The following is a 25,049-nucleotide window of genomic DNA, read 5'->3' as shown; positions in this document are numbered from 1 at the left end:
ATCGGACACCGGGGCGGCTCCGTGTCCGCCCCCGTCGACGGCGCCGCCCCTGACCTGCCGAGACATCGCGCTCGCGGTGTCAAGTGTTGCATCGGCACGTGGCCCAGGTCACCATCGAGTGATCCTGGCAGTGTAGCGAGGGGCTGACGCATGATCCCGGTGATCGAGTTCGTCCTGGGCGTCGCCGTGCTGGTCTACAGCGCGGAGAAGCTCATCGGTTACCTGGTCGGGGTGGCGAGCCGCTGGGCGATCTCGCTGTTCCTGATCGCCGTCGTCTTCACCGGCATCGAGTTCGACGACCTCGCGTTCGGCGTCGTCCTCAACATGGAGGACCTCAGCGACGTCGCGCTCGGCACCGTCATCGGCACCACGATCGCGCTGACCGGCATCGTGCTGGCTCTCGCCGCGATCATCGCGCCGACCCGGGTCGAGGTCCCGCGCGACTACCTCGCGCTCTACGTCGCCGCTCCGGTGGTGATGTTCCTGCTGGCGCTCGGCGGCCTGCTCACCGCCGGGACCGGCGTCGTGCTGATCCTGCTGTTCGTCGCCTTCGTCGGCTGGATCGCCTACCGCGAGTACTCCGCCCGACGGCCCGTCTGGCGCAACGCCGAGGTCTACGAGCAGCTGGAGCGGGCCGGGGTCGGCGCGGGCGGGAGCACGACGGCGACGGTCGCGACGAGCGGCCCGCTCCGGACCGGGACGGCGGACGGCAGCAGCCCCGGGTTCCGGCTGCCCGAGGACCTGCGCGTCGACGACGGGTTCCTGAAGGCACGGTCCCAGCCGCCCGGGCGGACCGTCCTGTTCGCCGTCATCGCGCTGATCGGGCTCGTCGTCGGCGCACTCGTCGCCGGGCAGGGCACCGAGGGCATCCTCGAGACCTGGGCGATCAGCGGGACGGTCTTCGGGGTCACCATCGCGACGCTCGCACTGTCGCTCGAGGACATCCTCATCACCGTCGAGCCGGCCCGGCGCGGCGCACCCGAGATCGCCGTCGCGAACGTGCTCGGCAGCGTCGTGTTCTCGGTCACCGGCAAGCTCGGCGTGATCCTGCTGGTCGGCGGGTCGATCGTGGTCGACCCGACGGCCCTGGTCTGGCACCTGCCGGTGCTGCTCGGGCTGACGGTGCTCTCCGCGGTGTTCCTCGGCACCGGGCGGATCCGCCGCTGGCACGGCGTGGTGCTGCTCGTGCTCTACGCCGCCTACTTCGTCGTCAGCCTCACCGTCTTCGGCGGCGTCCCCGTCGACGACTGAGCACCCGCAGGGAGACCCGATGCCCACGAAGGACCGGCTCACGAAGGACCGGATGGCCGCGGCGCTCGCGGTCGTGGCCGCGCTGATCGGCCTGGTGCTGGTGTTCGGCACGGGCGAGGGCGCCCGCGACGACGACTCCCCGGCCGGCGGCCCGTCGTCGGCGACCCGGGTGGACGACGACCGGCAGGCCCCGGCGGCTCCGGTCCCGCAGGACCGGGGCCAGCAGCCCGACGACGATGACGACGGCTGACGACGACGGCTGACGGGACGTCAGAGGTGGTGCAGCACGACGTCGTCGATCCGGCCGTCGTGCAGGGTCAGCGTCATCCAGGTGTGGGTCGGCATCCGGCGCCGGTCGGTCGGCGACCCCGGGTTCAGCAGGCGCAGCCCGTCGGCGACGGAGTCCCACGGGATGTGCGAGTGCCCGAACACCAGCAGGTCGGTGTCGGGGTGCGCGGCGAGTGCCCGGCGTTCGCGGCCCTGCTTCGGGCCGGTCTCGTGGGTCACCGCGACCCGGACCCCGTCGATCCTCGCCCGGGCCGTCTCCGGCAGCCGGGCGCGCACGTCGTCGCCGTCGTTGTTGCCCCAGCAGGCGAGCAGCCGGGCCGCGCGGCCCGCGACCCGGTCGAGCAGTTCCACCGAGCACCAGTCACCGGCGTGCACCACGACGTCGGCGGCGTCGACGGCGTCCCACACCGGCCCGGGGAGCCCACCGGAGTGGGCGGCCCCGCGGCTCGGGTGGTGGGTGTCGGAGATCAGCAGGAGTGCGGTCAGCGCACGCCCACCAGGTCGCAGACGAAGATCAGGGTCTCGTTCGGGGCGATGACGCCGCCCGCGCCCTGGGCGCCGTAGCCCAGGTGCGGCGGGATCACGAGCCGGCGGCGGCCGCCGACCTTCATCCCGGCGACGCCGTTGTCCCAGCCGGAGATGACCTGCCCGGCGCCGAGCCCGAACTGCAGCGGCTGGCCGCGGTCGTAGGAGTTGTCGAACTCGCGGCCGGTGGACTGCGAGACCCCGACGTAGTGCACGGCGACGGTGTCACCGGGCTTGGCCTCCTGGCCGTCGCCGACGGAGAGGTCCTCGGTCACGAGGTCGGTGGGCAGCGGGCCGTCGACGATCTCGACGGCGGGCTTCTGCGGTGCGGACACGGACGTGCTCCTCACGGACGGGGACGGCCCACGGGGGGCGGGCCTGGGGTGTGCGACGACCCTGCCAGAACCCGTCGGCGGGTGCGTCCCGGGCCCGCCCGTCGTGGCAGGGTGCACACGTGACCGGTGACCGTGACCTCTCCGGCGGGGCTCCCGACGACGGCGTCGCGACCGACTGGCCCCGCTGGCTCGACGTGCTGGAACGGGCCGGGATCCCGGCCTCGTCCAACCTCCGCGCGCCCGCGGAGCCGGGCGCGGTCGCCGACGCCGAGGCCGTGTTCGGCCGGGAGTTCCCGGCCGCGCTGCGGGCGCTCTACACGCTCGCCGACGGCCAGCTGGCCGACCACCCGCGAGCCCCCGGTCCGCACCCGGAGGTCGCGACGAGCCTGTTCCCCGCGACCTACCGCTTCGTCCCGCTGGCCGAGGCGACCCGCGAGTACCGCGTCTGGGTCGACGCCGTCGCCACCGTGGGGAGCGACTTCGTGACCGTGCGCGCGGGCGACCCCGTGCGCGCCCATTACTGGGACGTGGGCTGGTGGCCACTGGCCGTCGACGGCGGCGGGAACGCCCTGGTCGTCGACACCGTCCCGGAGCCGGGCGGCACCGTGGGGCAGATCGTCGTCGCCGGGCCGGACGAGGACGAGCGCCGCGTGGTCGGGACGGGTGTGGGGGACTACCTGCGTCGGCTGATCGCCGCCGGACCGCAGGTCGACGACGCGGTCGTCGACCCCGCGGACCGGTCGTACCGCTTCTGGGACGCCGCGCACCTGCGCTGACCCGGTCGGGCTCAGCGGTGCGGGCGGGGGGCGAGCTCCAGGTCGACCCGCCCCGGCCGGTTGGCCTCGCCCACCACGTCCTCGACGAGTCCGTGCTCGGGCGACAGGTGGCACACCGGGTCGGTGGCCGCGGCGTCGCCGGTGAGCTGGAACGCCTGGCAGCGGCACCCGCCCAGGTCGATCTCGCGCCGGTCGCAGGTCCGGCACGGCTCCTGCATCCAGTCCTCGCCGCGGTAGGCGGTGAACAGCGGCGCCGACGTCCAGATCTCGGCCAGGCCCGTGTCGTGGACCGAGGCCCGCGGCAGCGGCAGGGTCTGCGCCGCCGGGCAGGGCAGCGCGTCGCCGTTCGGGGCGACGGTGAGCTGGCGCTGCGCCCAGCCCCCCATGCACGGCTTGGGGTGGCGGGAGTAGTAGTCGGGCAGCACGTGCACGACCTCCATCGACCCGGCCAGCCGCGCCCGGGCGGCGGAGACGACCTCCTCGGCCCGGTCGAGCTGCGCAGCCGTCGGCAGCAGCGACGACCGGTTGCGCCACGCCCAGCCGTAGTACTGGGTGTTGGCGAGCTCCACCCGGTCGGCGCCGAGGCGCTCCACGAGGTCGACGATCGCGCCGACCCGGTCGATGTTGCCGCGGTGCAGGACCACGTTGACCGTGAGCGGCCAGCCCAGCTCGCGCACCAGCGCGCACGCCTCCAGCTTCCGCTCGAACGACCGGATCCCGGCGATCCGGTCGGAGGTGGCGGGCTCGTCGGCCTGCACGCTGACCTGTACGTGGTCCAGGCCCGCCGCGCGCAGCGCCTCGGCCCGCGGGCGGGACAGGCCCATCGCGCTGGTCACCAGGTTGGTGTACATGCCCAGCTCGGCGGCGGTGCGGACCAGCTCGGGCAGGTCCCGGCGCAGCAGCGGCTCCCCGCCGGACAGGTGGCACTGCAGCACGCCCATGGCCGCGGCCTCGCCGAACACGCGCTGCCAGTCGGCGGTGGACAGCTCGTCGTCGTAGCGGGACAGCTCGATCGGGTTCGAACAGTAGGCGCACGCCAGCGGGCAGCGGTAGGTGAGCTCGGCGAGCAGCCCGAACGGGCGCGGGTCGCTCATCCGAGCGCCACCAGGTTCCGGTCGACGAGCCGGGCCAGGTAGTGCCGCACCTGCTCCCCGACGACCAGCTCGTCGGCCTCGTCGAAGTCCGCGACCAGCGCGGCGACGATGTCGTCGACGGTGCGCTCGCCGTCGCACAGGCGCAGCACCGCGTGCCCGGTCCGGTTCAGCACGACGACGGTCTCCGGCCCGAGCAGCACCCAGCCGTCGGTCGGGCGGTCCGGGCGCATCCGCACGTGCCGGCCCAGCCGGGGCCGGGAGCCCCCGGTCACCGTGGCCGCGCGGGCGGCCCGCTCGCCGCGCCGCGGTGCCGGCACCCGCGCCGCACCGGCGGCCGTCGACCCGTCACGCGTAGGCATGGTCGATCGCATCCATGATCGCCCACAGCACGTCGCACTTGAACGACAGCGCGGCCTCGGCGGCGTCCTGCTCGGCGGGCGTGCGGCAGTGCGCGACGACGACCTCCAGCGCGTGCTCGGAGTCCCGCGGGGCCTGGACCAGGCGGTTGCGGAAGTACTGCAGCCCGTCCGGGTCGATCCAGGTGTAGTACTTCTCGAACGCCGCCAGCCGCTCGGCCATCAGGTCCGGGGCGAACAGCTCGGTCAGCGACGACGCGACCGCCTCGACCCACGGCCTCGTGCGGGCGAAGCCGACGTAGGCGTCGACGGCGAACCGCACCCCGGGCCGGACGTGCCGGTGGTCGAGGATCTCCGACCGGCTCAGCCCGCACGCCTCGCCGAGCCGCAGCCACGCCTCGATACCCCCCTGTCCGGAGTTCCCGCTGCCCGGTTCCCGGCCGTCGTGGACCCCATCATGGTCAGTGATCCGGCGGATCCACCGCCGACGGACCCCGACGTCGGGGCAGTTCGACAGGATCGCCGCGTCCTTGACCGGGATGGCCTCCTGGTAGGCGAACCGGTTCGCGACCCATCCGCGGATCTGGTCGGGGGTCAGGGTGCCGTCGTTCATGCGGACGTGGAACGGGTGCGCCGAGTGGTACTGCGTGGCGTGCGCCCGCAGGCGTCGCACCAGCGCGGTGTCCGGAGCGGTCATGTCAGACCTCCAGTTCCAGTCCGTCGAACCCGACGACGACCCCGGCGGCGGTGACCGCGGCGCGTTCGGCGGAGTCCTCCAGCAGGACGGGGTTGGTGTTGTTGACGTGCACGTAGACGATCCGGGGCACACCGAGGGCGGTGAGCACCTCCAGGCTGCCACCACGGCCGCCGATGTGCAGGTGTCCCATGTCGTGCGCGGTCTTCGCGGCCAGCCCGAGCCGCACCAGCTCGTCGTCGTGCCAGGTCGTGCCGTCGACGAGCAGCAGGTCCGCGCCGTCGATCTCGTCCTGCACCGCGGGGGTCAGCTCCTGGACACCGGGCAGGTACACGGCGTACCGGCCGGACGCGGTGTCGGTGAACCGGTACCCGACGACGCGCCCGGGCAGGCCCTCGGCGGTACCGATGCCCGCTCCGCCTGCGCTGCGCGGGGACGCGAACCGGTCGTGCTTGCCGGTCGGCGCGTCGAACGCGCGGTAGGCCAGGCCGCCGAGGTCGTGGTCGGAGCCGGGGACGACCTCGGTCCAGGTCACCGGGCAGAACCGCTCCAGGGTGCCCAGCAGCCCGGACCCCTCGCGCAGGGTCCGCTCGGTCGCCGCGGTGGCGTGGAGCGACACCCCGCGGCCCTCGCGCAGCAGCACCAGCCCGAGGGTGTGGTCGATCTCGGCGTCGGTGAGCAGCACCCCCTGCAGCGGGGTCGTCCGGTCGCCGGTGGGGTGCAGCGCGGGCGTGTCGGCGAGCTGGGTGCGGATGTCGGGGGAGGCGTTGACCAGCCACCACCGCCTGCCGTCGGGGGAGACGGCGATCGAGGACTGGGTGCGCGGCGTCGCCGGCCGTGAGCCGTCGCGCACCGCCCGGCAGCCCGGACAGCCGCAGTTCCACTGCGGGAACCCGCCACCCGCCGCCGAGCCGAGGACCCGGATCCTCATGGCACCCCCTTGTTCCACGGCGACGGCCGGGGGCGCGCCGTTCGCGCACCCCCGGCCGTCGGCCGTCTCACGCCTCGGTACGGGCGATGTACATCGTCACCTCGGGCGCGCAGCCGATCTCCTCGAACTCCGGCGCCTCCCACTCGGTGGTCGACTCCATGCGATCACCTCCCTCCTCACGACGTCCGGGTTCCCGGGAACGGCGGGTCCTACTGCTCGGGCAGCGCGAAGCAGAACAACGCGTCACCCGCGGCCGCGCCGAGCAGACCCGGCAGGAACCCCTCGACCCAGCCGCCCCACCCGGTCGGCACGGCGACGAACTGCCTGCCGTCGACCTCGAAGGTGGTCGGGCTGGAGTGGTGCCCGCTCCCGCACTGGAACGACCAGAGCTTCTCCCCGGTCGAGGCGTCGAGCGCGACGAACTCACCGGTCGGGGTGCCCTGGAAGACCAGGCCGCCCGCGGTGGTCAGCGTCGACGCGCACATCGGGTACTCGTTGTTCCAGCGCCACTTCTCCTCGCCGGTGAGCGGGTCGATGGCGGCGACGAACCCGTAGAAGTCCTCGATGTCGACGGCGACGCCGGCGCCCCAGTAGGGGATGGACTCCTTGAACTCGCGGCGGCGCCGGGTGGCGGTCGCCCCGACCTCCTGGACGGGCACGTACATCAACCCGGTCTGCGGGTTGTAGGACATGTGCGTCCATTCTTTGCCGCCCGCCGGGCCCGGCCAGAAGTGCACCGGGACGCCCTCCTCGTCGGGGTAGATCTTCGGCGTCACCGTGCCGTCCGGCGTGATCTCGCCCCAGGTGATCCGGTCGACGAACGGGAACACGCGCACGAGCTCGCCGTTGGTCCGGTCGAGCACGAAGAAGTAGCCGTTCTTGTCCGCGTGGGCGAGCAGCTTGCGCCCGTCCGGTGCGTCGAACAGGACGTTCTCCATCGTGGAGTCGTAGTCCCACAGGTCGTGCGGGGTGAACTGGTAGTGCCACCGGATCTCGCCGGTGTTGACGTCCACCGCGATCGTCGAGTCGGTGTAGAGGTTGTCGCCCGGCCGGACGCCGCCGTCGAAGTCCGGCGCGGGGTTCCCGGTGCCCTGGAACAGCAGCTCCAGCTCCGGGTCGTAGGTGGGTGTCACCCAGCAGTTCCCGCCGCCGCGCTGCCAGGCCTCGCCGTCGTCGGGCCAGGTCTCCGAGCCGGGCTCGCCCGGCTTCGGGACGGTGTAGCAGCGCCAGCGCCGCTCACCGGTGTGCGCGTCGAACGCGTCGAGGTGTCCGCGGACGCCGAACTCCCCGCCGGCGCTCCCGACGATCACCAGGTCCTTGACGATCAGCGGCGCGACGGAGCCGCTCTCCCCGGCGCGGACGTCACCGTTGACGGTGTCCCACACGACCTTCCCGGTCGTCGCGTCGAGCGCGACGATGTGCGCGTTGAGGGTGTACAGGTAGACCTTGCCGTGCCCGACGGCGAGACCGCGGTTGACGTTGCCGCAGCACAGGGACACGTCGTAGGGCGAGGCGTGCTTGTAGCGCCACAGCTCCTCGCCGGTCCTCGCGTCGATCGCCCAGGCGCGGCCGTCCGGGCCCGAGACGTACATGACGCCCTCGACGACGATCGGTGATGCCTCGAACGAGTAGGTCGACGCACCGGACTGCATGCCGACGGCCCCGGCCTGGAAGACCCAGGCGGGGGACAACCGGCGGACGGAGTCCCTGTCGATCTGGTCGAGCTCGCTGTAGCGCTGGCCGTCGTAGGTGCCGTAGTAGGTCAGCCAGTTCTGCGGCTCGGAGCGCGCGCCGCGGATGCGGTCGTAGTCCACGGTGGAGGTGGCCGGGGCCTCGCCCCGGACGTTGGTGAGCTGCACGTGCGGGATCGCTTCGCCCGCGTCGACGTAGTCGGTCATCTCGGGATCCTTCCTACGGTCGCGGCTGCGGGGGACGGTCGAGCTTGGCGTGGTCGGGTACCTCGCCCCCGATGACGATCGAGCCGGTGAGACCGCGGCCCTCGTCGTTGCCGCTCGCGGAGCCGTAGTAGTACGTTCCCGGCCCGTCGAGGTTGATCTTCGCGGTGCCCTTGGAGTGGTTCACCAGCCAGATGAACTTCGGGTCACCGTTGCTGGGCAGCACCGCGCAGTGGGTGTTCTTGTCGTCGTTGATCAGGGTCAGCTCGATGTCACCGCCGTGCGGGAGGATGAGGATCCCGGGCTCGTAGCAGATCTCGTCCTCGGGGATCCGGATCGTCGCCCGGAGGACGCCGTCGGGTCCCTCCTCGGCGTACCCGATGGTCCCGCTGCCGAGCAGCCGGCCGAGCGCCAGCCGGTTCTGCCGGCCGAGGCCCGCGGCCTCCAGCTGTTCGGCGCGTTCGTTGTCGGTGGTCGTCATTGACACTTTCCTCCCGAGCGCAATTCGTCGGCGGGTACGTGATCACTTTCACACTGCGCGGTGGTAAGCGTCAACCCCGCGCGCGCACCCGATTCCGCGCCGACGATCATGAATGCTCGGGTCGATGTGCGAAACGATCTCCCGCAACGGCCGGTGCTCGGCGCGGACGATCTTCCAGCAGGTCAGATCCGCCTGCGTGGTGTCATATCGTCGACTCGTCGGCGATTCTCCGGGGACGTCCGGAGTATTCGTCCGTGTCGTTCGAGGGGGTTTTCGGAAACGGTGGTAAATCGCGGGCGGCGGCTCCGGGAATCGCGTCGCCAGAGGTCGGTGACATCGGTGCAGTGCCCGCACCTTGGCGGGGGCGAGGTGTCCGTCCCCGTCGTGACGTGCGACGTCGCATCCCGGGCGGCGCCGCGGGCTCCGGTGTGGACACCTGCTCGCCTCGCCCGCGGAACCGTCCGCGTCCATTCCGCGCAGGTCGGGCCGCGGGCCCGGAGGAATGAAACACGTGTTTCTCGAAAGGGGGTGTCACCAGAACTTGATGCCCGCCGCCTTGAGGCGGCGGCGGTGCTGCTTCACCGCGAGCGCGATCGCGTCGGGTGTGATGAGCCCGCCCCAGACCTTCGCCGCGGTCTCGCCCTGCTCGAGCAGCGCGTCGGCCTCCTCACCGCCCAGCTCGGCGCTCTGCACGACCCGCGAGCCGAAGCCGATGTGCCAGCGCTCGTCGCGCAGGACCAGCTCGGTCCCGCGGCGCACGCCCGGCAGCGGGACGAACAGCCGGTCCAGGGCCTGGAGCATCGCGTGCTGGCCGGCCAGCAGCACCACGCCCTCGATGACCATGTGGTAGAGCCCGACCGCCCCGGTCAGCCCGGTGTGGTCGTCGGCGAGCCGGCGGGCGGTCGACGGCAGCCGGTGCTCGAACAGGTCGACGAGCTCCGAGCTCACCTCGCGTCGCAGCACGTCCAGCCGGTCGGCCGGGGTGCCGCCGGGGACCCCCAGCACCTGCGCGGCGACCAGGTCGAAGAACCGGGCGTGCCACGCCTCGTCACGGGCCTGGGCGCGGAACGCGGCCTGCATGGTGTCGTCGAGCGCCGCGGCCTGGTACGAGCCGAGCTGCCCGGCCACCGAGGCCTCGGCGACGGCGAACCCGGCGACCAGCCCGCGCACGGTCGCCGCCTCGTCCGGCGCGAGCCGGGTCCAGGCGTCGCGGTCCGGGCCCAGGTCGAGGTCGGTCTCGTCCCACTGCAGCGACTCGGCCAGCTGGACGAAGTGGTCGTATCCGGCGATCATGACCATGGTCTCGGTGTCCTCACCCCGGGAACTGTTCTCCCGGCTCCAACGGGCGGAAGTCCGACTTGGCGGCGCCGCAGATCGGGCACATCCAGTCGTCGGGGATGTCCTCGAAGGGGGTGCCCGGCTCGACGCCGCCGTCCGGGTCGCCCTCCTCCGGGTCGTAGACGAAGCCGCACGGCTCGCAGATCCACAGGGACCGCGTGGCCCGGCCGGACATCGTCATGCTGCTCCCCACGGCGTCGTCGCCCACGCCCGCCGGCCGCCCGTGACCGGGCCCGGCGGAGGTGATCCCCGAGGCCCAGGGAGCCACAGTGTGAGCGGGGTCGCAAGCGGGCCCGGAGCCCTCCCGTGGGGACCGGCGACGGCCGCGCATCCGGTCGTGGCCGGACGCACGGCGCTCTCAGCTGCGACGACGCGGTGCCCGGAGATCAGGTCCGGCCGGCGCCGGTGATCGTCGGAATCGGTGAAACACGTGTTCGCGCTCAGGCGCCGAGCGCGTCCCGGAGGAACCCGACCTGCAGGAGCAGCAGGTTCTCGGCGACGACCTCCTGCGGCGTCATGTGGGTGACCCCGGACAGCGGCAGCACCTGGTGGGCACGCCCGGCCGCGAGCAGCGCCGAGGACAGCCGCAGGGTGTGCGCGGCGACGACGTTGTCGTCGGCGAGACCGTGCACGACCATCAGCGGACGGTGCGGCCGCTCCGGGGTCGGCGGCGTCGCGGCGTCGTCGATGATCGACGAGCGGGTGTACGGCTCGCCGCCCGGCATCCCGAGGTAGCGCTCGGTGTAATGGGTGTCGTAGAGCGTCCAGTCGGTGACCGGGGCCCCGGCGATGCCGGCGTGGAAGACGTCGGGACGCCGCAGCACCGCGAGCGCGGACAGGTACCCGCCGAACGACCAGCCGCGGATCCCGACCCGGCCCAGGTCGAGGTCGGGATAGGCCGCCGCGGCGGCGTGCAACGCCGCGACCTGGTCCTCCAGCACCGGGCCCGCCAGGTCGCCGTGGATCGCGCGCTCGAACTCCGGGCCGCGCCCGGGGGAGCCACGACCGTCGGTGACCAGCACGGCGAAGCCCTGCTCGGCGAACCAACGGCTGGTCAGGTGCGCGTTGCGGGCCTGCAGCACCCGCTGGGAGTGCGGGCCGCCGTAGGGGTCGAGCAGCACCGGCAGCGGAGTGCCCGGCACGTGGCCCGACGGCAGGAACACCGCGGTGCGCAGCTCCCGCTCACCGAAGGAGTGCAGCACCGGGGCCGGGTCGAACCCGGGGTCGACGGCGTGCCCGGCGACCGGGTGCTCCGCCCCGCCGGCGGTGACGAGCACCGCGTGCGGCGCCGTCGCGAGGTCCTGGGAGACGCGGACGGTGGTGCCCCCCGCCGCGGCGACGGTGTGCACCCCGGTCGTCGGCGTCACCGCGACCGGCTCGGACCCCGGGGTCACCGAGTAGACGGCCACCGAGGTCGGCTCCGTCGAGGCCCGGAACAGGACGGTCTCGCCGTCGATGCCGACGACCCCACGCACCTGCAGCTCCGGGCCGGTCAGGTACGTGTCGCCGACGACGAGCCGACGCGCCCCGCCGGAGTCCTCGGCCCGCACCAGCGCCCCGGACGCGGTGCGCGCCGGGACACCCGGAACGTTCTCCACCCACACCGGGTCGGTCTGGGAGTGCAGCGTCGTGGTCCGACCGGTCGCGGGGTCCACGGCCAGGGTGCGGACCTCCCGCTGGTCGCGCGGCTGGACCGACAGCAGCGGCCCGTGGGTGTCCCAGTCCGCTGTGGCGAGGTACTCGTAGGTCTCGTCGTCCCAGGTCACGGTGGTGCGGGTGCCGTCCAGCGCGACGACGACCAGCCCCACGCGGGCGTTCGGGGTGCCGGCGGCGGGGTAGCGGACCGTGGTCGGGACGCGGTCGGGGTGCGCCGGGTCGGCGATGTGCCAGCGGGCGACCGGGGACTCGTCCACCCGGGCGACGAGCAGCGCGTCGCCGTCGGGGGACCACCAGAACCCGCGGTGGCGGTCCATCTCCTCGGCCGCGGCGAAGTCGGGCAGACCCCAGGAGACGTCGTCGCCGTCGGGGGTGAGCAGGGCGGTCGTCGTGCCGGTCGTGAGGTCGTGCAGGTGCAGGGCGCGGTCGGCGACGAAGGCGACCCGGGCGCCGTTCGGGTCGATCCGCGGGTCCACCACGGCCTCGATCCCGCCGACGTCGAGTGGCCGCACGTCCGGCTCCCCGGTCAGGGCGACGGTGAACGGCCGCCCGGACAGCGCGAACACGGCCCGGGTGACCGCGGCGTCGGTGGTGTACCCGACGACGCCGCCCGCCTGCTCCCGGACCCGCTCGCGGCGGGCCCGCTCGGCGGCGGGCAGGTCCTCCTCGCCCGGCAGCCCGGGCACCGACGCCGGGTCCACGAGCAGCCGCTCGGCACCGGTCGCGGCGTCGACCGACCACAGGCAGGTGACCGGGTCGGTGCCGGACCGGCTGCGCAGGAACACCGCCCGCGACCCGTCCCGGGCGACGGTGAACCCGCGGGGGACCCCGAGGGTGAAGCGGCGGGTGCGGGCGTGCAGGCGGGGGAACGAGTCGGCCACGGAGCCGACGCTATCTCCCCGGCGTCACCGCGTGCGGGACGGCCGCTTCCCGGACACGCGCCCGCCCGCCTCCTCGCAGCCGCGGGCGGCGAGCCGGTCGGCACGCTCGTTCTCCGGGTGCCCCGCGTGGCCCTTCACCCAGAACCAGGTGACGTCGTGCCGGCGGACGGCGGCGTCGAGCTCGCGCCACAGGTCGTCGTTCTTGACCGGCTCGCCGGCCGCGGTCCGCCAGCCGCGGGCCTGCCAGCGCGGCAGCCACTGGGTGATGCCGTTGCGCACGTAGGTGCTGTCGGTGTGCAGGTGGACGACGCTGCGCCGGGTCAGCGCGTCCAGCGCGCGGATCGGGGCGGTGAGCTCCATCCGGTTGTTCGTCGTGCGCTCCGGCTCGCCGCCGTACAGATCACGCTCGTGGCTGCCGTACCGCAGCACCGCGCCCCACCCGCCCGGCCCCGGGTTCGGGACACAGGCACCGTCGGTGAAGATCTCGACGACAACGGGCGGGTCGGCGGCGCTCACGGTCGGTGACGGTAGCGGGCGGGTCAGTAGAGCCGGTACGCCGCCCGGGCCGCGGCGAACCCGGCGCCGGTGCGGGCGTCGCGGCACTCGACGCCGGTCCGCGAGCTGACGCAGGTGACGTCGCCCTGGGTGAGGTGGGTGCCGTAGTCGAGCACCGCCGCGCCGGACGTGACGGGTGCCCCTCCGCACTCGGTGCGGGCGCCCGCCGGTCCGCCGGTGACCAGCGCGGCGTCCGGACAGTCACCCGCCGACCAGGTGCGGGCGGTGACGTCGCAGCGGACGGCGCCGTCCCCGGCGCCGCCGGTGATCCGGCAGGAGATGTTGCCGGTCGGGGAGGTGAACGACGCCGGCGACCCGAACGCGGCCGGGTCGGCCGCGGTGGTGCCCGCGACCAGCTCCGTCGGGGCCGCCACCGGTGCGGGACCCGAGCCGGCGCCCTGCGGCGCGCCGGGGTCGCCGGTGCGCCCGGAGCCGACGTAGGCGGCGACGACCACCGCCGCGGCCAGCACGAGCGTCGCGGCCACGGCGATCGCCGCGGTCCGGTGCCCGACGGCGTCGCGCAGCCCGCCGTCGGGCAGCCGGGCCGCGGACAGCCGGTCGCGCAGGGCGTCCCACCGTCCGGCCGGGGTCCCGGACGCGGCGTGGCCGGGCGGGTACACGACCGGCACGGGCGCGGCGGCGCGCGACCCGGCCTGGACCGGCCCGCTCTGGACCGGGCCGCCCTGGACCGGCACCGCCCAGGGCGCGGTCGGGAACGGGGCGCGGCCGGGCCCCGGAACCGGACCTGTGGTCCACGGAGCCTGCGCGCCCACGGCCGGCCCGGTCCGCTGCGCCGGGACCCCGCCCACCGGCCGCTGCTCGGCCGGGACGGCGGGCCAGGGCAGCGGCGGGGTCCGCGGGCCCGGCCGGTTCCGGGCGTCGACCGGTCCGGTCAGCTCGGTGGGCTCCGGCGCGGGTTCCCGCTGCGTCCCGGTCCAGCCCCCGGCGCGCGGGGCGGGGACGGGACCGGGTGTGACCGGCCCGGTCGTGGGTGCGGCGGTACCGGGGGCCGGGAGGCCGTCGGCGGGCGCGGCGCCGGTCAGCAGCGTCGTCGGATGCCCGTTGCGGCGGCCGTCCGGGCGCGCGGGGGTGCGGTCGTCGGCGTGGGGAGCGCTCATCGGTCCGGGACGCTAAGCGGGCCGACCATCCCCGGACAGCGGCCGTTCGGGGCAGTCACGGCGGCCGGTCGCCCCGTCTCGGTGACCGTCCGTGCACCGCCACCGTGGGTCGTGCCGCTCCCGGCGGTCCTGCCGGACGCCGCCCGTCCTGTACCGGTCACCGCACGACGGCGTTGCAATGTGCAATGGTGAGCAAGGCCAACGACGGTGAGGGGGCAGCGATGACGGAGGCCCGGCCCGGGGCGGCCACGAGCGGACCCGCGGCGGTGCTGGAGTCGCTGCCGCTGTCGGGATGGCACCGACGGCTCGTCGTCCTGGTGGGGATCGGGTCGTTCTTCGACCTGTACGAGGTGTTCCTCGGTGGCGTGCTGGCCCCGATCCTGGCCCGCGAGTGGGCACTCGGCTCGGCCGGCAAGGCGGCGGTGGTGTCGTCGGGCTTCCTCGGGATGTTCGTCGGCGCGGTCCTGCTGTCGATCGCGGCCGACCGGTTCGGCAGGCGCACCGTGTTCCTGCTGAACCTGCTCACCTACTCGCTGTTCTCCGTGGCGGCGGCGTTCTCGCCGAACCTGGAGACCTTCCTCGTCCTGCGCTTCCTCGCGGGCCTCGGGCTGGGCGCCGAGCTGGTGCTCGTCGACACCTACCTGGCCGAGTTCCTGCCCCGGCGGGTACGCGGCCGCTGGACGGCGTGGGCGTACACCGTCGGCTTCCTCGGGGTGCCGGTGGCCGCGCTGCTCGGCGGCCGGCTCGTCGCGGCGCAGTCGATCGCGGGCGTCGACGGCTGGCGCTGGCTGCTCGTCGCCGGGGGCCTGGGCGCGTTCTTCGTACTGGTGCTGCGCCGCGTGCTGCCTGAGTCCCCGCGCTGGCTGGTCGCCCACGGGCGGCGCGAGGAGGCCGCCGCCGTCGCGGCGGACGTGGCCCGGCGGGCCGGCGCCCCGGTCGAGGGGGAGGTGTCCACGGCCGACTCGGGGGGGCCGCGGGCCGGCTCGACCGTCGCGGTGCTGCGGATCGCCTTCAGCGGGGTCTACCGCACCCGCACGGTGATGCTCCTGATCTTCCAGGTGCTCCAGACCGTCGCCTACTACGGTTTCGGCACGCTCGCGCCGCTGGTCCTGGTGGCCAAGGGCTTCGACGTCACCGAGTCCCTCGGCTACGCCGCGCTGAGCTTCGCCGGGTACCCGCTGGGCTCGCTCGCCTCGGTCCCGCTGGTCGAACGGTTCGAGCGGAAGTGGCTGATCATCGCCTCGGCGCTGGCGATCGGAGTGCTCGGCATCGTGTTCGCGGCCGGGTCGACACCGCTGGTGATCGTCGGCTCCGGGTTCGCGCTGACCGCGGTGAGCAACGTGTTCTCCAACGCGTTCCACATCTACCAGGCCGAGATCTTCCCGACGACGATCCGCTCCACCGCGGGCGGGATCGCCTACTCGCTGTCCCGTGCGACGTCGGCGTTCCTCCCGTTCGTCGCCGTCCCGCTGCTGGCCACGGCCGGGCCGGTCGCGGTGTTCGGTGGCGCCGCGGGGCTCATCGTGCTGCTCTGTCTCGATGTCGGCCTGCTCGGTCCGCGCTCCACCGGGCTCGCGCTGGAGGAACTGGGCTGAGGGGGCATCCTGGCGGCGTGAGCCAGGCCCTGTACGAGATCACCGTCAACGCGCTGCTCGACCGCGACCGCCCGCTCACCCGCGCCGACTGGGACGCCGCCGTCGCCCGGGTGGGCGGGCACCGCGTGCCGCAGCTGCTCGCCGAGCTCACCGACGCCGGGCTGGTCGGCGCGGACCTGCTGCCCGAGGTCGTCGCCGCGGCGTGGGCGTCGGCCGACCGGCCGCTGGACCGGCTCCCGGCGGCGCGCTGGCGGGAGCTGTTCGACGACGCCGGGCTGGCCGCACCGGCCGTCACGGATGGGTCGTCGTCCCCTTGAGGATCTTGTCGACGGCGTTGCGCGGCCCGTGCAGCGCCAGCCCGACCAGGTCGAGCTCCTCGGCCCGGGCCACCGCGACCACGGCACGGTTGTCGTGGTCGTTGCCGGTGCCGAACATCGCGGAGGTGAACACCGCCACCGGCAGTCCGCGGCCGACCGCCCGGGCCCGGCAGGCCGCGAGCGTCGTCGCGTCCCCGGCGCGCACGAGCACCGGCAGACCGAGGGTCGGCAGGTAGGCGGTGCCGTCGGCGTCGGCGTAGGGCTCGCCGATCAGCTCGGGGACACCGGCGGCGACACCGGCGGCGAGGAAGGCGGTCACGTTCGCGACCTGCCAGCCGAGCAGGTCGTCACGCAGCACGACGGCGATCTTGGTGGCGGGGCGATCGGAGGAGATGGGGAGCAGGGCGGTGTCGGTCACGCCGTCGATCCTCGGGCGGCAGGACCCCTGCACTCTTGTACGTTCCGCACATGTCCGGAACCGGTTCGCGGGCGGCGGGCGAGGCCGTCACCGCCTGGCGGCCGCAGCGCGTGCCGGGCATCACGGAGGTGCTGCACGCGCGCTTCGTCCGGCACCGGTACCCGCTGCACGCGCACTCCACGTGGACGGTCCTGATCGTCGACGACGGCGCCGTGCGCTACGACCTGGACCGGCGACCGCACGGGACCGAGGAGGCCCCGATGACGCTGCTGCCGCCGCTGGTCGCGCACGACGGACGCGCGGCGGGCGGCTCCGGTTTCCGCAAGCGGGTCCTCTACCTCGACCCCGCCGCCCTCGACCCGGGGGCGTCCGGGACGGACGGGCTGGTCGGCCCCGCGGTCGACCGGCCGGGGGTGGCCGACCCCCTCCTGCGCCGCAGGCTCGACGAGCTGCACCGCGCGCTGGCGGTGCCGGGGGAGGAGCTGCACGCCGAGAGCCGCCTCGCACTCGTCGCCGAACGTCTCGCCCGGCACCTGGACCCGACCGCCGGGCCCGGCCCGGCGCCGCCGACGGACCTGGCCGGCCGGCTGCGGGACCTGCTCGACTCCCGGCTCGTCGACGGTGTGACCCTCGCCGAGGCCGGGCGCCTGTTGCACGCCCACCCCGGCCACCTGGTCCGCACCTTCTCGCGCCGCTTCGGGCTCCCGCCGCACCGCTACCTCGACGCCCGCCGCGTCGAGCGGGCGCGGTCGCTGCTGCTGGACGGGACGCCGCCGGCCGCGGCCGCCGCGGCGGTGGGGTTCCACGACCAGGCCCACCTGCACCGCCGGTTCGTGCGGCTGGTCGGTGTCACGCCCGGCCGCTACGCCCGCAGCGGCCCGGCGTGACGCCGAGGGTCACCAGCCCCGTGACCGCCACTCGGGGATGCTCGGCCGCTCCGCCCCGAGCGTCGAGTCGTCACCGTGGCCCGGGTAGAACCAGGTGTCGTCGTCGAGCCGGTCGAACACCCGCTCCTCGAGGTCACTGATCAGCTGCGCGTTGTCCTCCGCCGACCAGGTCTTGCCCGGCCCACCCGGGAACAGGCTGTCCCCGGTGAACAGGTGCGGCCGGTCCTCCCCGCGGTAGAGCAGCGCCACCGAGCCCGGCGTGTGCCCGCGCAGGTGGATGACCTCCAGCTCGATCTCACCGAAGGCGATCGTGTCGCCGTGCTCGACGAACTCGTCCATCGGGGCGGGGAGCTCCGGCGCGTCCAGCGGGTGGGCGATCAGCCGCGGCTCGAACATGCCCGCGATCGCGCCCAGCGCCTGCCAGTGGTCGGCGTGGCGGTGGGTGGTGACCAGGTGGCGCAGGTCCGGGCGCTCGTCCGCGGCGCCGATGAGGTCGGCGATGCGGGTCGGCTCGGCCGCCGCGTCGATCAGCAGCGCCTCGTTGCTCTGCTTGCACACGAGCAGGTAGGCGTTGTTGTCCATCTCGCCGACCGAGATCTTGCTGATGCTCAGCCGCTCCAGGTCGCGGCGGATGGCCGCGCCGCCCGGCTCGGTGTGACCGGTGTAGTTCTCCAGGACGTCCACGAGCGGGAGGGTAGCGGCCCGTCCCGACATCCCGCGGTGGGGAGAACCCGCCGGTCGCACGCACGGGGCCGCTGACGGATCGAACAGGCGTGCGAGTACCGTGCGCGGTGGACCGACCGGCGCGTACCGAGGTGCATCCACCGCGCCGGACCACCGCCGGGCCCCGCTCACCGGGTTCCTGTCGGGGGTCGCACCTAGCATCGACGGCGGACGAGGGGACGAACCTCACCGGCCACGGGTGCCCGGTCCGGGAATGTCCGTCAGCCCGCGGGCGTCACAACCGGGTCCGACCCGGACGGCACCGCCACCCCAGGAGGCGCGCAACGTGAGCGACCACAGCACCGACCGCCGCGACGCCGGCACCGCCCTGTCCCCGGGCGCGTCGCCGGTCCCGGAGGGGCCGAAGCTGGTCGTGCGCGGTGCGCGCGAGCACAACCTGCAGGGCATCGACATCGACCTGCCCCGCGACAGCATGATCGTCTTCACCGGGCTGTCCGGGTCCGGCAAGTCCAGCCTCGCGTTCGACACGATCTTCGCCGAGGGGCAGCGGCGCTACGTCGAGTCCCTCTCGGCGTACGCGCGCCAGTTCCTCGGGCAGATGGACAAGCCCGACGTGGACTTCATCGAGGGCCTGTCCCCGGCGGTCTCGATCGACCAGAAGTCGACCAACCGCAACCCGCGCTCGACGGTCGGCACGATCACCGAGATCCACGACTACCTGCGGCTGCTCTACGCGCGCGCCGGCATCCCGCACTGCCCGACCTGCGGCGAGCGGATCGAGAAGCAGACCCCGCAGCAGATCGTCGACCAGGTGCTGGAGATGGAGCAGGGCAGCCGCTTCCAGGTGCTCGCGCCGGTCGTGCGGACCCGTAAGGGCGAGTTCGTCGACCTGTTCGGGAACCTGCAGGCCCAGGGCTACTCCCGCGTCCTCGTCGACGGCACGGTCCACCCGCTGTCGGACCCGCCGAAGCTGAAGAAGCAGGAGAAGCACGACATCGCCGTCGTCGTCGACCGGCTCTCGGTGAAGGCGACGGCCAAGCAGCGGCTCACCGACTCGGTGGAGACCGCGCTGCGGCTGGCCGACGGCCTGGTCGTGCTGGACTTCGTGGACCTGCCCGACGACGACCCGCAGCGCGAGCGCCGCTTCTCCGAGAAGATGGCCTGCCCGAACGGGCACACCCTCGCCGTCGACGACCTCGAGCCTCGCACCTTCTCCTTCAACTCGCCCTACGGCGCCTGCCCGGCCTGCTCCGGCATCGGCATCAAGAAGGAGGTCGACCCGGAGCTGGTCGTCCCCGACCCGGACCTGTCCCTCGGCGACGGCGCCATCGCGCCCTGGTCGTCCGGACACAACGCGGACTACTTCGGCCGGCTGCTGTCCGGCCTGGCCACCGCGGTCGGGTTCCGGATGGACACCCCCTGGCGCAAGCTCCCCGCCGCCGCGCAGAAGGCGGTCCTGCACGGCAGCGACGACCAGGTCCACGTGCGCTACCGCAACCGCTACGGCCGCGAGCGCTCGTACTACGCCAACTTCGAGGGCGTGATGCCGTTCCTCGAGCGTCGCCTGGAGCAGACCGAGTCCGAGTCGCAGCGGGAGCGCTACGAGGGCTACATGCGCGACATCCCCTGCCCGGCGTGCAACGGCGCCCGGCTGCGTCCCGAGGTGCTGTCGGTGACCCTGCCGCACCGCGACCTGGGGGAGCGGTCGATCGCGCAGGTGTCGAACATGTCGGTGGCTGAGTGCTCACAGTTCCTGAACGGCATGGTGCTCGACGACCGGCAGGCGATGATCGCCGGTGCGGTGCTCAAGGAGGTGCAGGCCCGGCTGGGCTTCCTGCTCGACGTCGGGCTGGACTACCTGTCGCTGGACCGTGCCGCGGGCACGCTGTCCGGTGGCGAGGCGCAGCGGATCCGGCTGGCCACCCAGATCGGATCCGGCCTGGTCGGGGTCCTCTACGTGCTCGACGAGCCGTCGATCGGGCTGCACCAGCGCGACAACCGGCGGCTGATCGACACGTTGACCCGGCTCAAGGAGCTGGGGAACACGCTGATCGTCGTCGAGCACGACGAGGACACCATCCGCGCCTCGGACTGGGCGGTGGACATCGGCCCCGGCGCCGGCGAGCACGGCGGCCGCGTCGTGCACTCGGGCACCATCGCCGACCTGGAGTCGCACGACACCTCGCTGACCGGCGCCTACCTGTCCGGGCGCAAGTCGATCCCGCTGCCCGAGCGCCGGGTGCTCGACCACGACCGCAGGCTGACCATCGTCGGCGCGCGGGAGCACAACCTGCGCGGCATCGACGTCGACATCCCGCTCGGTGGCCTGGTGTCGATCACCGGGGTCTCCGGGTCCGGCAAGTCGACGCTGATCAACGACATCCTCGCCACGGTGCTGGCGAACCGGCTCAACGGCGCCCGCCAGGTCCCCGGCAGGCACACCCGGATCAACGGCGTCGACGAGCTCGACAAGCTCGTCCGGGTCGACCAGTCGCCGATCGGGCGGACCCCGCGGTCCAACCCGGCGACCTACACCGGCGTGTGGGACAAGGTCCGCAAGCTGTTCGCCGCGACCACCGAGGCGAAGGTCCGCGGCTACGCCGAGGGCCGCTTCTCCTTCAACGTCAAGGGTGGCCGCTGCGAGGCGTGCACCGGCGACGGCACGATCAAGATCGAGATGAACTTCCTGCCGGACGTCTACGTGCCGTGCGAGGTCTGCAAGGGGGCCCGGTACAACCGGGAGACCCTGGAGGTCCACTACAAGGGCAAGACCGTCGCCGACGTCCTGGACATGCCGATCGAGGAGGCCGCCGAGTTCTTCGAGCCGATCACCTCGATCGCCCGCTACCTGCGGACCCTGGTCGACGTCGGCCTCGGCTACGTCCGGCTCGGGCAGCCCGCGCCGACGCTGTCCGGCGGTGAGGCCCAGCGGGTCAAGCTCGCCAGCGAGCTGCAGAAGCGCAGCAACGGCCGCACCGTCTACATCCTCGACGAGCCGACCACCGGCCTGCACTTCGAGGACATCCGCAAGCTCCTCGCCGTCATCCAGGGGCTGGCGGACAAGGGCAACACGGTGATCGTGATCGAGCACAACCTCGACGTCATCAAGACCTCGGACTGGGTCATCGACATGGGCCCGGAGGGCGGCTCGGGCGGTGGCACCGTGGTGGCGCAGGGGACACCGGAGCAGATCGCGGCGCACCCCGACAGCCACACCGGCCGGTTCCTGCGTGATCTGGTCACCCCGGACCACACCCCGGTCACACCGGCCCGGCGGCGGGCCGCGTCGTCGAAGGGCAGTGGAAGCGGCACGGGGACCGCGGCCGCGGGCCGGTCGACGACCGCACGGCGAAGTCGGGCCAAGGCGGCCAGCGCGGGCTGAGCCCCGCCCCGGGCCGGGGTCCGCGCAGGTCCCGGTCCGACCCCGCGTTCCCGGCGCACCGGCGGCCTGTTACCCTCGGGAATGCGACCACCCGGGATCGCGTTGTCACGTGTGTTCCGGGCGTCAAGTGGAGCCCCGCTCCCACCCGTGCCGTGATCGTGACGGTGTCCGGGTCCATGGTCCGGCTTCACGGCAGAATTCTGTCGCGGGCCGATCAACGGGTCTTCGCTTGTCGTCGCCGGCGCAGCAGGTAGTAGCGACACAGCGAGTCACTCAGGAGACCCCATCAGCACAGAGCCCCGCATCAACGACCGCATCCGCGTGCCCGAGGTCCGCCTCGTGGGCCCGAACGGCGAGCAGGTCGGGATCGTGCGCATCGAGGACGCCCTCAAGCTGGCCCAGGACGCCGACCTCGACCTCGTCGAGGTCGCCGGCCAGGCCCGCCCGCCGGTCTGCAAGCTCATGGACTACGGAAAGTTCAAGTACGAGAGCGCGCAGAAGGCCCGGGAGTCCCGGCGCAACCAGCAGCTCACCGTGATCAAGGAGCAGAAGCTCCGGCCGAAGATCGACAAGCACGACTACGAGACGAAGCGCGGTCACGTCATCCGCTTCCTCGAAGGCGGCAACAAGGTCAAGGTCACGATCATGTTCCGTGGTCGCGAGCAGTCGCGTCCCGAGCTGGGCTACCGCCTGCTCCAGCGCCTGGCCGAGGACATCGGTGACATGGCCGTCGTCGAGGCCGCTCCGAAACAGGACGGCCGCAACATGACGATGGTGCTGGCACCGACGAAGAAGCCGGTCTCGCGCAAGACGACGGCCGCAGCCAGCTCCGACGCCCCGGCAGACGCCGAGGCGTGAGGTCCCACTCCCGTGTCCGGCCGCCGCCGGGCACGGGAGGGACACGCAGTACCCGCACCGACCCCCGGAACCTCGGGGGCCGACATCGAACGGATACGTCATGCCGAAGAACAAGACGCACAAGGGGACCGCGAAGCGCGTCCGCATCACCGGTGGCGGCAAGCTCATGCGCCAGCAGGCCGGGCTGCGGCACCGTCTCGAGGTCAAGTCGCGCAAGGAGAAGCGTGACCTGTCGGGCACCGTCGAGCTCGCCAAGGCCGATGTGAAGCGCGTCAAGAAGCTGCTCGGTCACTGACCTTCCGCCCCTTTCACGAACCCCGGCACGCCGCACCCCCACCGCGGTAGTGCCGGAGAAGCCCCAGGAGATACCCCATGGCACGCGTGAAGCGCTCCGTGAACGCCCAGAAGAAGCGCCGCACCACGCTCGAGTCGGCCGCCGGCTACCGCGGGCAGCGCTCGCGGCTGTACCGCAAGGCCAAGGAGCAGATGCTCCACTCGATGAACTACGCCTACCGGGACCGTCGCGCGCGCAAGGGCGACTTCCGGCAGCTGTGGATCACCCGCATCAACGCCGCGGCCCGCGCAAACGACATGACCTACAACCGGTTCATCCAGGGCCTCAAGGCCGCCGGTGTCGAGGTCGACCGCAAGAACCTCGCCGAGATCGCCGTGAGCGACCCGGCCGCCTTCGCCGCGCTCGTCGCGGTGGCGAAGGAGAACCTGCCGGTCGGCACCGAGCAGGGCTCCGCGGCCTGAGGTGACCCGGGGCGACATCGAGTCGCGCAGCGCCGGTGAGCGCTCCGCGGACTCCACGCCCGGCACCGAACGCACCCCCCGCGTCGCAGCGGCACGCAAGCTGCTGCGACGCGCGGGGCGCGATCGGGCCGGGCGTTTCCTCGTCGAGGGGGCCCAGGCCGTCCGTGAGGCCCTCGACGCCGTCACGGTGCACGAGCTGTTCGTCACCGCCGTCGCCGCCGCGCGCCACCCCGAGCTGGTCGAGGCCGCGGAGCGCTCCGGCGCCCGGGTGTCCCCGGTGACCGAGAAGGCCGCCGCGGCCCTGTCGGAGACGGTCACCCCGCAGGGGCTCGTCGCCGTCTGCGACCTGCTCGACGTGCCGGTGTCCGCCGCGCTGGCCGGGGTCCCCGGCTTCGTCACCGTCTGCGACGGCATCTCCGACCCCGGCAACGTCGGCACCGTGGTCCGGGTCGCCGACGCAGCCGGCTGCGACGCGGTCCTCCTCGCCGGGGACACCGTCGACCCGCACAACGGGAAGGCCGTCCGGGCCTCCACCGGCAGCGTGTTCCACCTGCCGCTGGCCCGCGACCGGGACGCCCCCGCCGTCGTCGAGATGTGCCGGGCGGCCGGGCTGACCACACTCGTCGCCGACGGGCACGGCGAGGTCGACCTGCACGACCCCGCCGTCACCCCGACCCTCGCCGGGCCGGTCGCCTGGATCCTCGGCAGTGAGGCGCACGGCCCGTCGGCCGAGGTGCACGACGCCGCCGACCACCGGGTCCGCGTCCCGATCCACGGCCGGGCCGAGTCGCTGAACCTCGCCACCGCCGCGGCGATCTGCCTGTACGCGACGGTCGCGGCCCGTGCGGGCGTCGCCCCGCAGCTGCCCCCGGCGCGCGGCTGAAACCCGCTCGCGGCCGCCCTCTACGATCGTGGGCACCATGAGTGAGAACGACACGGCGAGCCCTCTTGACCCGGACGTACTGAAGGCCGCGGTGGAGGCCGCCCGCACGGCGTTCGACGAGGCGGGCGACCTCGACGCGCTGGCCGCGGTGAAGCCCGCGCACCTCGGGGACCGCGCCCCGATCCCGATGGCGCGCCGGTCGCTGGGACAGCTGCCCGGTCCCGAGCGCGCCGACGCCGGCAAGCGGGTCAACGCCGCCCGCGTGGAGGCCCAGGCCGCGTTCGACGCGCGCCGCGAGGTCCTGCTCGCCGAGCGCGACGCCCGGGTGCTGGCCGAGGAGACCGTCGACGTCACCCTGCCCTGGGACCGTTGCCCGCGCGGCGCGCGCCACCCCATCACCCAGCTGTCCGAGCGGATCGCCGACATCTTCGTCGGGATGGGCTGGGAGGTCGCCGAGGGCCCCGAGGTCGAGGCGTCTTGGCTGAACTTCGACGCGCTCAACTTCGGCAAGGACCACCCGGCCCGCACCATGCAGGACACCTTCTACCTGGGTGACCCCGAGCGCGGGCAGGACTCGGGCACGGTGCTGCGCACGCACACCTCGCCGGTCCAGGTCCGGTCGCTGCTGGAGCGCGAGCTGCCGGTCTACGTCGCCTGCCCGGGCCGGACCTTCCGCACCGACGAGCTCGACGCCACCCACACCCCGGTGTTCCACCAGGTCGAGGGCCTCGCCGTCGACCGCGGGCTGACCATGGCCCACCTCAAGGGGACGCTCGACGCGTTCGCCCGCGCGGTGTTCGGCCCCGAGGCCGGGACCCGCATGCGACCGTCGTACTTCCCGTTCACCGAGCCCTCGGCCGAGGTGGACCTGTGGTTCCCGCAGAAGAAGGGCGGCCCCGGCTGGGTCGAGTGGGGCGGCTGCGGCATGGTCAACCCGAACGTCCTGCGCGCCTGCGGCGTCGACACCGAGGTGTACTCCGGGTTCGCCTTCGGCATGGGCATCGAGCGGACCCTCATGTTCCGCAACGGCATCCCGGACATGCGGGACATGGTCGAGGGCGACGTCCGCTTCTCGACCGCGTTCGGCGTCTGACC

Annotated in this window: 28 protein-coding genes; 12 read left to right on the top strand and 16 right to left on the bottom strand. The window is 73.5% G+C overall.

Features of this window, described 5'->3' with window-relative positions; all coding sequences use genetic code 11:
- Positions 1-150: 150 nt before the first annotated feature.
- The gene (locus Ae331Ps2_RS26315; protein ID WP_075305822.1) at positions 151-1,251 is read left to right on the top strand and encodes a sodium:calcium antiporter; all 1,101 of its coding nucleotides are present in this window, start codon (positions 151-153) and stop codon (positions 1,249-1,251) included.
- A gap of 19 nt (positions 1,252-1,270) precedes the next feature.
- Positions 1,271-1,501 (top strand): hypothetical protein, encoded by a 231-nt coding sequence (locus tag Ae331Ps2_RS26310; RefSeq protein WP_075305824.1) that lies wholly within the window; start codon positions 1,271-1,273, stop codon positions 1,499-1,501.
- Between the two features lie 20 nt (positions 1,502-1,521).
- On the opposite strand, the gene Ae331Ps2_RS26305 is transcribed toward Ae331Ps2_RS26310, so the two are convergent.
- Together Ae331Ps2_RS26305 and Ae331Ps2_RS26300 are read right to left on the bottom strand one after the other, a co-directional pair.
- A complete protein-coding gene (locus tag Ae331Ps2_RS26305) occupies positions 1,522-2,025 on the bottom strand; it encodes a metallophosphoesterase (RefSeq protein WP_075305826.1) in 504 nt (167 codons plus the stop codon).
- Positions 2,022-2,399, bottom strand: a complete 378-nt coding sequence (locus Ae331Ps2_RS26300) for an FKBP-type peptidyl-prolyl cis-trans isomerase (protein WP_020626759.1) — start codon at positions 2,397-2,399, stop codon at positions 2,022-2,024. Before Ae331Ps2_RS26300 ends, Ae331Ps2_RS26305 begins: the two co-directional genes overlap by 4 nt.
- Positions 2,400-2,518: 119 nt before the next feature.
- Between Ae331Ps2_RS26300 and Ae331Ps2_RS26295 the strand changes: the two genes are divergently transcribed.
- Positions 2,519-3,175, top strand: coding sequence for an SMI1/KNR4 family protein (locus tag Ae331Ps2_RS26295; protein ID WP_075305828.1), 657 nt, complete (start codon positions 2,519-2,521; stop codon positions 3,173-3,175).
- 11 nt (positions 3,176-3,186) lie between these two features.
- Here Ae331Ps2_RS26295 and pqqE read toward each other — a convergent pair whose 3' ends face one another.
- From pqqE to Ae331Ps2_RS26235, 12 genes are all read right to left on the bottom strand, one after another.
- Positions 3,187-4,269 carry a pyrroloquinoline quinone biosynthesis protein PqqE gene (pqqE, locus tag Ae331Ps2_RS26290; protein ID WP_075305830.1) on the bottom strand — a complete coding sequence of 361 codons (1,083 nt, stop codon included), beginning with the start codon at positions 4,267-4,269 and terminating at the stop codon, positions 3,187-3,189.
- Positions 4,266-4,628, bottom strand: a complete 363-nt coding sequence (gene pqqD / locus Ae331Ps2_RS26285; protein ID WP_083696027.1) for a pyrroloquinoline quinone biosynthesis peptide chaperone PqqD — start codon at positions 4,626-4,628, stop codon at positions 4,266-4,268. Before pqqD ends, pqqE begins: the two co-directional genes overlap by 4 nt.
- Positions 4,615-5,322, bottom strand: a complete 708-nt coding sequence (gene pqqC / locus Ae331Ps2_RS26280; protein ID WP_075305834.1) for a pyrroloquinoline-quinone synthase PqqC — start codon at positions 5,320-5,322, stop codon at positions 4,615-4,617. The genes pqqD and pqqC overlap by 14 nt, the downstream gene beginning before the upstream one ends.
- 1 nt (position 5,323) lies before the next feature.
- Positions 5,324-6,250 carry a pyrroloquinoline quinone biosynthesis protein PqqB gene (gene pqqB / locus Ae331Ps2_RS26275; protein WP_075305836.1) on the bottom strand — a complete coding sequence of 309 codons (927 nt, stop codon included), beginning with the start codon at positions 6,248-6,250 and terminating at the stop codon, positions 5,324-5,326.
- Positions 6,251-6,317: 67 nt separating this feature from the next.
- Positions 6,318-6,410, bottom strand: a complete 93-nt coding sequence (pqqA, locus tag Ae331Ps2_RS26270; protein ID WP_060712366.1) for a pyrroloquinoline quinone precursor peptide PqqA — start codon at positions 6,408-6,410, stop codon at positions 6,318-6,320.
- Between the two features lie 49 nt (positions 6,411-6,459).
- Positions 6,460-8,148, bottom strand: coding sequence for a PQQ-dependent dehydrogenase, methanol/ethanol family (locus tag Ae331Ps2_RS26265; protein ID WP_075305838.1), 1,689 nt, complete (start codon positions 8,146-8,148; stop codon positions 6,460-6,462).
- Between the two features lie 13 nt (positions 8,149-8,161).
- Positions 8,162-8,626, bottom strand: a complete 465-nt coding sequence (locus Ae331Ps2_RS26260) for an MSMEG_3727 family PQQ-associated protein (protein WP_075305840.1) — start codon at positions 8,624-8,626, stop codon at positions 8,162-8,164.
- Between the two features lie 531 nt (positions 8,627-9,157).
- A complete protein-coding gene (locus Ae331Ps2_RS26255) occupies positions 9,158-9,925 on the bottom strand; it encodes a ribonucleotide reductase (protein WP_075305842.1) in 768 nt (255 codons plus the stop codon).
- Positions 9,926-9,938: 13 nt separating this feature from the next.
- Positions 9,939-10,145, bottom strand: coding sequence for a rubredoxin (locus Ae331Ps2_RS26250; RefSeq protein WP_075311660.1), 207 nt, complete (start codon positions 10,143-10,145; stop codon positions 9,939-9,941).
- 259 nt (positions 10,146-10,404) lie between these two features.
- Positions 10,405-12,501 carry a DPP IV N-terminal domain-containing protein gene (locus tag Ae331Ps2_RS26245; protein ID WP_075329809.1) on the bottom strand — a complete coding sequence of 699 codons (2,097 nt, stop codon included), beginning with the start codon at positions 12,499-12,501 and terminating at the stop codon, positions 10,405-10,407.
- A 24-nt stretch (positions 12,502-12,525) separates the two neighbouring features.
- Positions 12,526-13,017, bottom strand: a complete 492-nt coding sequence (gene rnhA, locus Ae331Ps2_RS26240; protein ID WP_020626765.1) for a ribonuclease HI — start codon at positions 13,015-13,017, stop codon at positions 12,526-12,528.
- A gap of 23 nt (positions 13,018-13,040) precedes the next feature.
- A complete protein-coding gene (locus Ae331Ps2_RS26235; RefSeq protein WP_075329808.1) occupies positions 13,041-14,174 on the bottom strand; it encodes a hypothetical protein in 1,134 nt (377 codons plus the stop codon).
- A 221-nt stretch (positions 14,175-14,395) separates the two neighbouring features.
- On the opposite strand from Ae331Ps2_RS26235, the gene Ae331Ps2_RS26230 reads away from it, so the two are divergent.
- Together Ae331Ps2_RS26230 and Ae331Ps2_RS26225 are read left to right on the top strand one after the other, a co-directional pair.
- Positions 14,396-15,769 (top strand): MFS transporter, encoded by a 1,374-nt coding sequence (locus tag Ae331Ps2_RS26230; RefSeq protein WP_075311662.1) that lies wholly within the window; start codon positions 14,396-14,398, stop codon positions 15,767-15,769.
- A gap of 17 nt (positions 15,770-15,786) precedes the next feature.
- A complete protein-coding gene (locus tag Ae331Ps2_RS26225) occupies positions 15,787-16,086 on the top strand; it encodes a hypothetical protein (protein WP_075305847.1) in 300 nt (99 codons plus the stop codon).
- On the opposite strand, the gene Ae331Ps2_RS26220 is transcribed toward Ae331Ps2_RS26225, so the two are convergent.
- On the bottom strand, positions 16,061-16,504 hold the full coding sequence (locus Ae331Ps2_RS26220; RefSeq protein ID WP_083696025.1) for a DUF2000 domain-containing protein: 444 nt from the start codon (positions 16,502-16,504) through the stop codon (positions 16,061-16,063). The genes Ae331Ps2_RS26225 and Ae331Ps2_RS26220 overlap by 26 nt on opposite strands.
- 50 nt (positions 16,505-16,554) lie before the next feature.
- On the opposite strand from Ae331Ps2_RS26220, the gene Ae331Ps2_RS26215 reads away from it, so the two are divergent.
- Positions 16,555-17,391: an AraC family transcriptional regulator gene (locus Ae331Ps2_RS26215; protein WP_075305849.1), complete on the top strand. Its 837-nt coding sequence runs from the start codon at positions 16,555-16,557 to the stop codon at positions 17,389-17,391.
- A gap of 9 nt (positions 17,392-17,400) precedes the next feature.
- On the opposite strand, the gene Ae331Ps2_RS26210 is transcribed toward Ae331Ps2_RS26215, so the two are convergent.
- Positions 17,401-18,075: an MBL fold metallo-hydrolase gene (locus Ae331Ps2_RS26210; RefSeq protein WP_060712357.1), complete on the bottom strand. Its 675-nt coding sequence runs from the start codon at positions 18,073-18,075 to the stop codon at positions 17,401-17,403.
- A 367-nt stretch (positions 18,076-18,442) separates the two neighbouring features.
- On the opposite strand from Ae331Ps2_RS26210, the gene uvrA reads away from it, so the two are divergent.
- The 6 genes from uvrA (at position 18,443) to pheS (ending at position 25,047) form a co-directional block, all read left to right on the top strand.
- Positions 18,443-21,457, top strand: coding sequence for an excinuclease ABC subunit UvrA (gene uvrA, locus Ae331Ps2_RS26205; protein ID WP_075311666.1), 3,015 nt, complete (start codon positions 18,443-18,445; stop codon positions 21,455-21,457).
- Positions 21,458-21,778: 321 nt separating this feature from the next.
- A complete protein-coding gene (infC, locus tag Ae331Ps2_RS26200) occupies positions 21,779-22,315 on the top strand; it encodes a translation initiation factor IF-3 (RefSeq protein WP_020623394.1) in 537 nt (178 codons plus the stop codon).
- Positions 22,316-22,415: 100 nt separating this feature from the next.
- Complete coding sequence (gene rpmI / locus Ae331Ps2_RS26195; protein ID WP_020623393.1) at positions 22,416-22,610, top strand: 50S ribosomal protein L35; 195 nt, start codon at positions 22,416-22,418, stop codon at positions 22,608-22,610.
- Positions 22,611-22,687: 77 nt separating this feature from the next.
- A complete protein-coding gene (rplT, locus tag Ae331Ps2_RS26190) occupies positions 22,688-23,071 on the top strand; it encodes a 50S ribosomal protein L20 (RefSeq protein ID WP_020623392.1) in 384 nt (127 codons plus the stop codon).
- A gap of 1 nt (position 23,072) precedes the next feature.
- Positions 23,073-23,954, top strand: coding sequence for an RNA methyltransferase (locus tag Ae331Ps2_RS26185; RefSeq protein WP_337819500.1), 882 nt, complete (start codon positions 23,073-23,075; stop codon positions 23,952-23,954).
- A 37-nt stretch (positions 23,955-23,991) separates the two neighbouring features.
- Positions 23,992-25,047 (top strand): phenylalanine--tRNA ligase subunit alpha, encoded by a 1,056-nt coding sequence (pheS, locus tag Ae331Ps2_RS26180; RefSeq protein WP_075305853.1) that lies wholly within the window; start codon positions 23,992-23,994, stop codon positions 25,045-25,047.
- The last annotated feature ends 2 nt before the right edge of the window (positions 25,048-25,049 follow it).

The sequence above is a fragment of the Pseudonocardia sp. Ae331_Ps2 genome, from assembly GCF_001932405.1.
Classification (GTDB): Bacteria; Actinomycetota; Actinomycetes; order Mycobacteriales; family Pseudonocardiaceae; genus Pseudonocardia.
The sequence above is the reverse complement of the archived record's forward strand: the minus strand, read 5'-3'. Positions and strand labels throughout refer to the sequence as shown.

Coding starts and splice junctions, on each gene's coding strand:
- rplT (WP_020623392.1), top strand. CDS start 22,688: ATGGCACGCGTGAAGCGCTCCGTGAACGCCCAGAAGAAGCGCCGCACC.
- Ae331Ps2_RS26265 (WP_075305838.1), bottom strand. CDS start 8,148: ATGACCGACTACGTCGACGCGGGCGAAGCGATCCCGCACGTGCAGCTC.
- rpmI (WP_020623393.1), top strand. CDS start 22,416: ATGCCGAAGAACAAGACGCACAAGGGGACCGCGAAGCGCGTCCGCATC.
- Ae331Ps2_RS26250 (WP_075311660.1), bottom strand. CDS start 10,145: ATGACGATGTCCGGCCGGGCCACGCGGTCCCTGTGGATCTGCGAGCCG.
- pqqD (WP_083696027.1), bottom strand. CDS start 4,628: ATGCCTACGCGTGACGGGTCGACGGCCGCCGGTGCGGCGCGGGTGCCG.
- Ae331Ps2_RS26310 (WP_075305824.1), top strand. CDS start 1,271: ATGCCCACGAAGGACCGGCTCACGAAGGACCGGATGGCCGCGGCGCTC.
- pheS (WP_075305853.1), top strand. CDS start 23,992: ATGAGTGAGAACGACACGGCGAGCCCTCTTGACCCGGACGTACTGAAG.
- pqqE (WP_075305830.1), bottom strand. CDS start 4,269: ATGAGCGACCCGCGCCCGTTCGGGCTGCTCGCCGAGCTCACCTACCGC.
- Ae331Ps2_RS26260 (WP_075305840.1), bottom strand. CDS start 8,626: ATGACGACCACCGACAACGAACGCGCCGAACAGCTGGAGGCCGCGGGC.
- Ae331Ps2_RS26235 (WP_075329808.1), bottom strand. CDS start 14,174: ATGAGCGCTCCCCACGCCGACGACCGCACCCCCGCGCGCCCGGACGGC.
- Ae331Ps2_RS26215 (WP_075305849.1), top strand. CDS start 16,555: ATGTCCGGAACCGGTTCGCGGGCGGCGGGCGAGGCCGTCACCGCCTGG.
- Ae331Ps2_RS26315 (WP_075305822.1), top strand. CDS start 151: ATGATCCCGGTGATCGAGTTCGTCCTGGGCGTCGCCGTGCTGGTCTAC.
- Ae331Ps2_RS26255 (WP_075305842.1), bottom strand. CDS start 9,925: ATGGTCATGATCGCCGGATACGACCACTTCGTCCAGCTGGCCGAGTCG.
- pqqA (WP_060712366.1), bottom strand. CDS start 6,410: ATGGAGTCGACCACCGAGTGGGAGGCGCCGGAGTTCGAGGAGATCGGC.
- Ae331Ps2_RS26230 (WP_075311662.1), top strand. CDS start 14,396: ATGACGGAGGCCCGGCCCGGGGCGGCCACGAGCGGACCCGCGGCGGTG.
- pqqB (WP_075305836.1), bottom strand. CDS start 6,250: ATGAGGATCCGGGTCCTCGGCTCGGCGGCGGGTGGCGGGTTCCCGCAG.
- pqqC (WP_075305834.1), bottom strand. CDS start 5,322: ATGACCGCTCCGGACACCGCGCTGGTGCGACGCCTGCGGGCGCACGCC.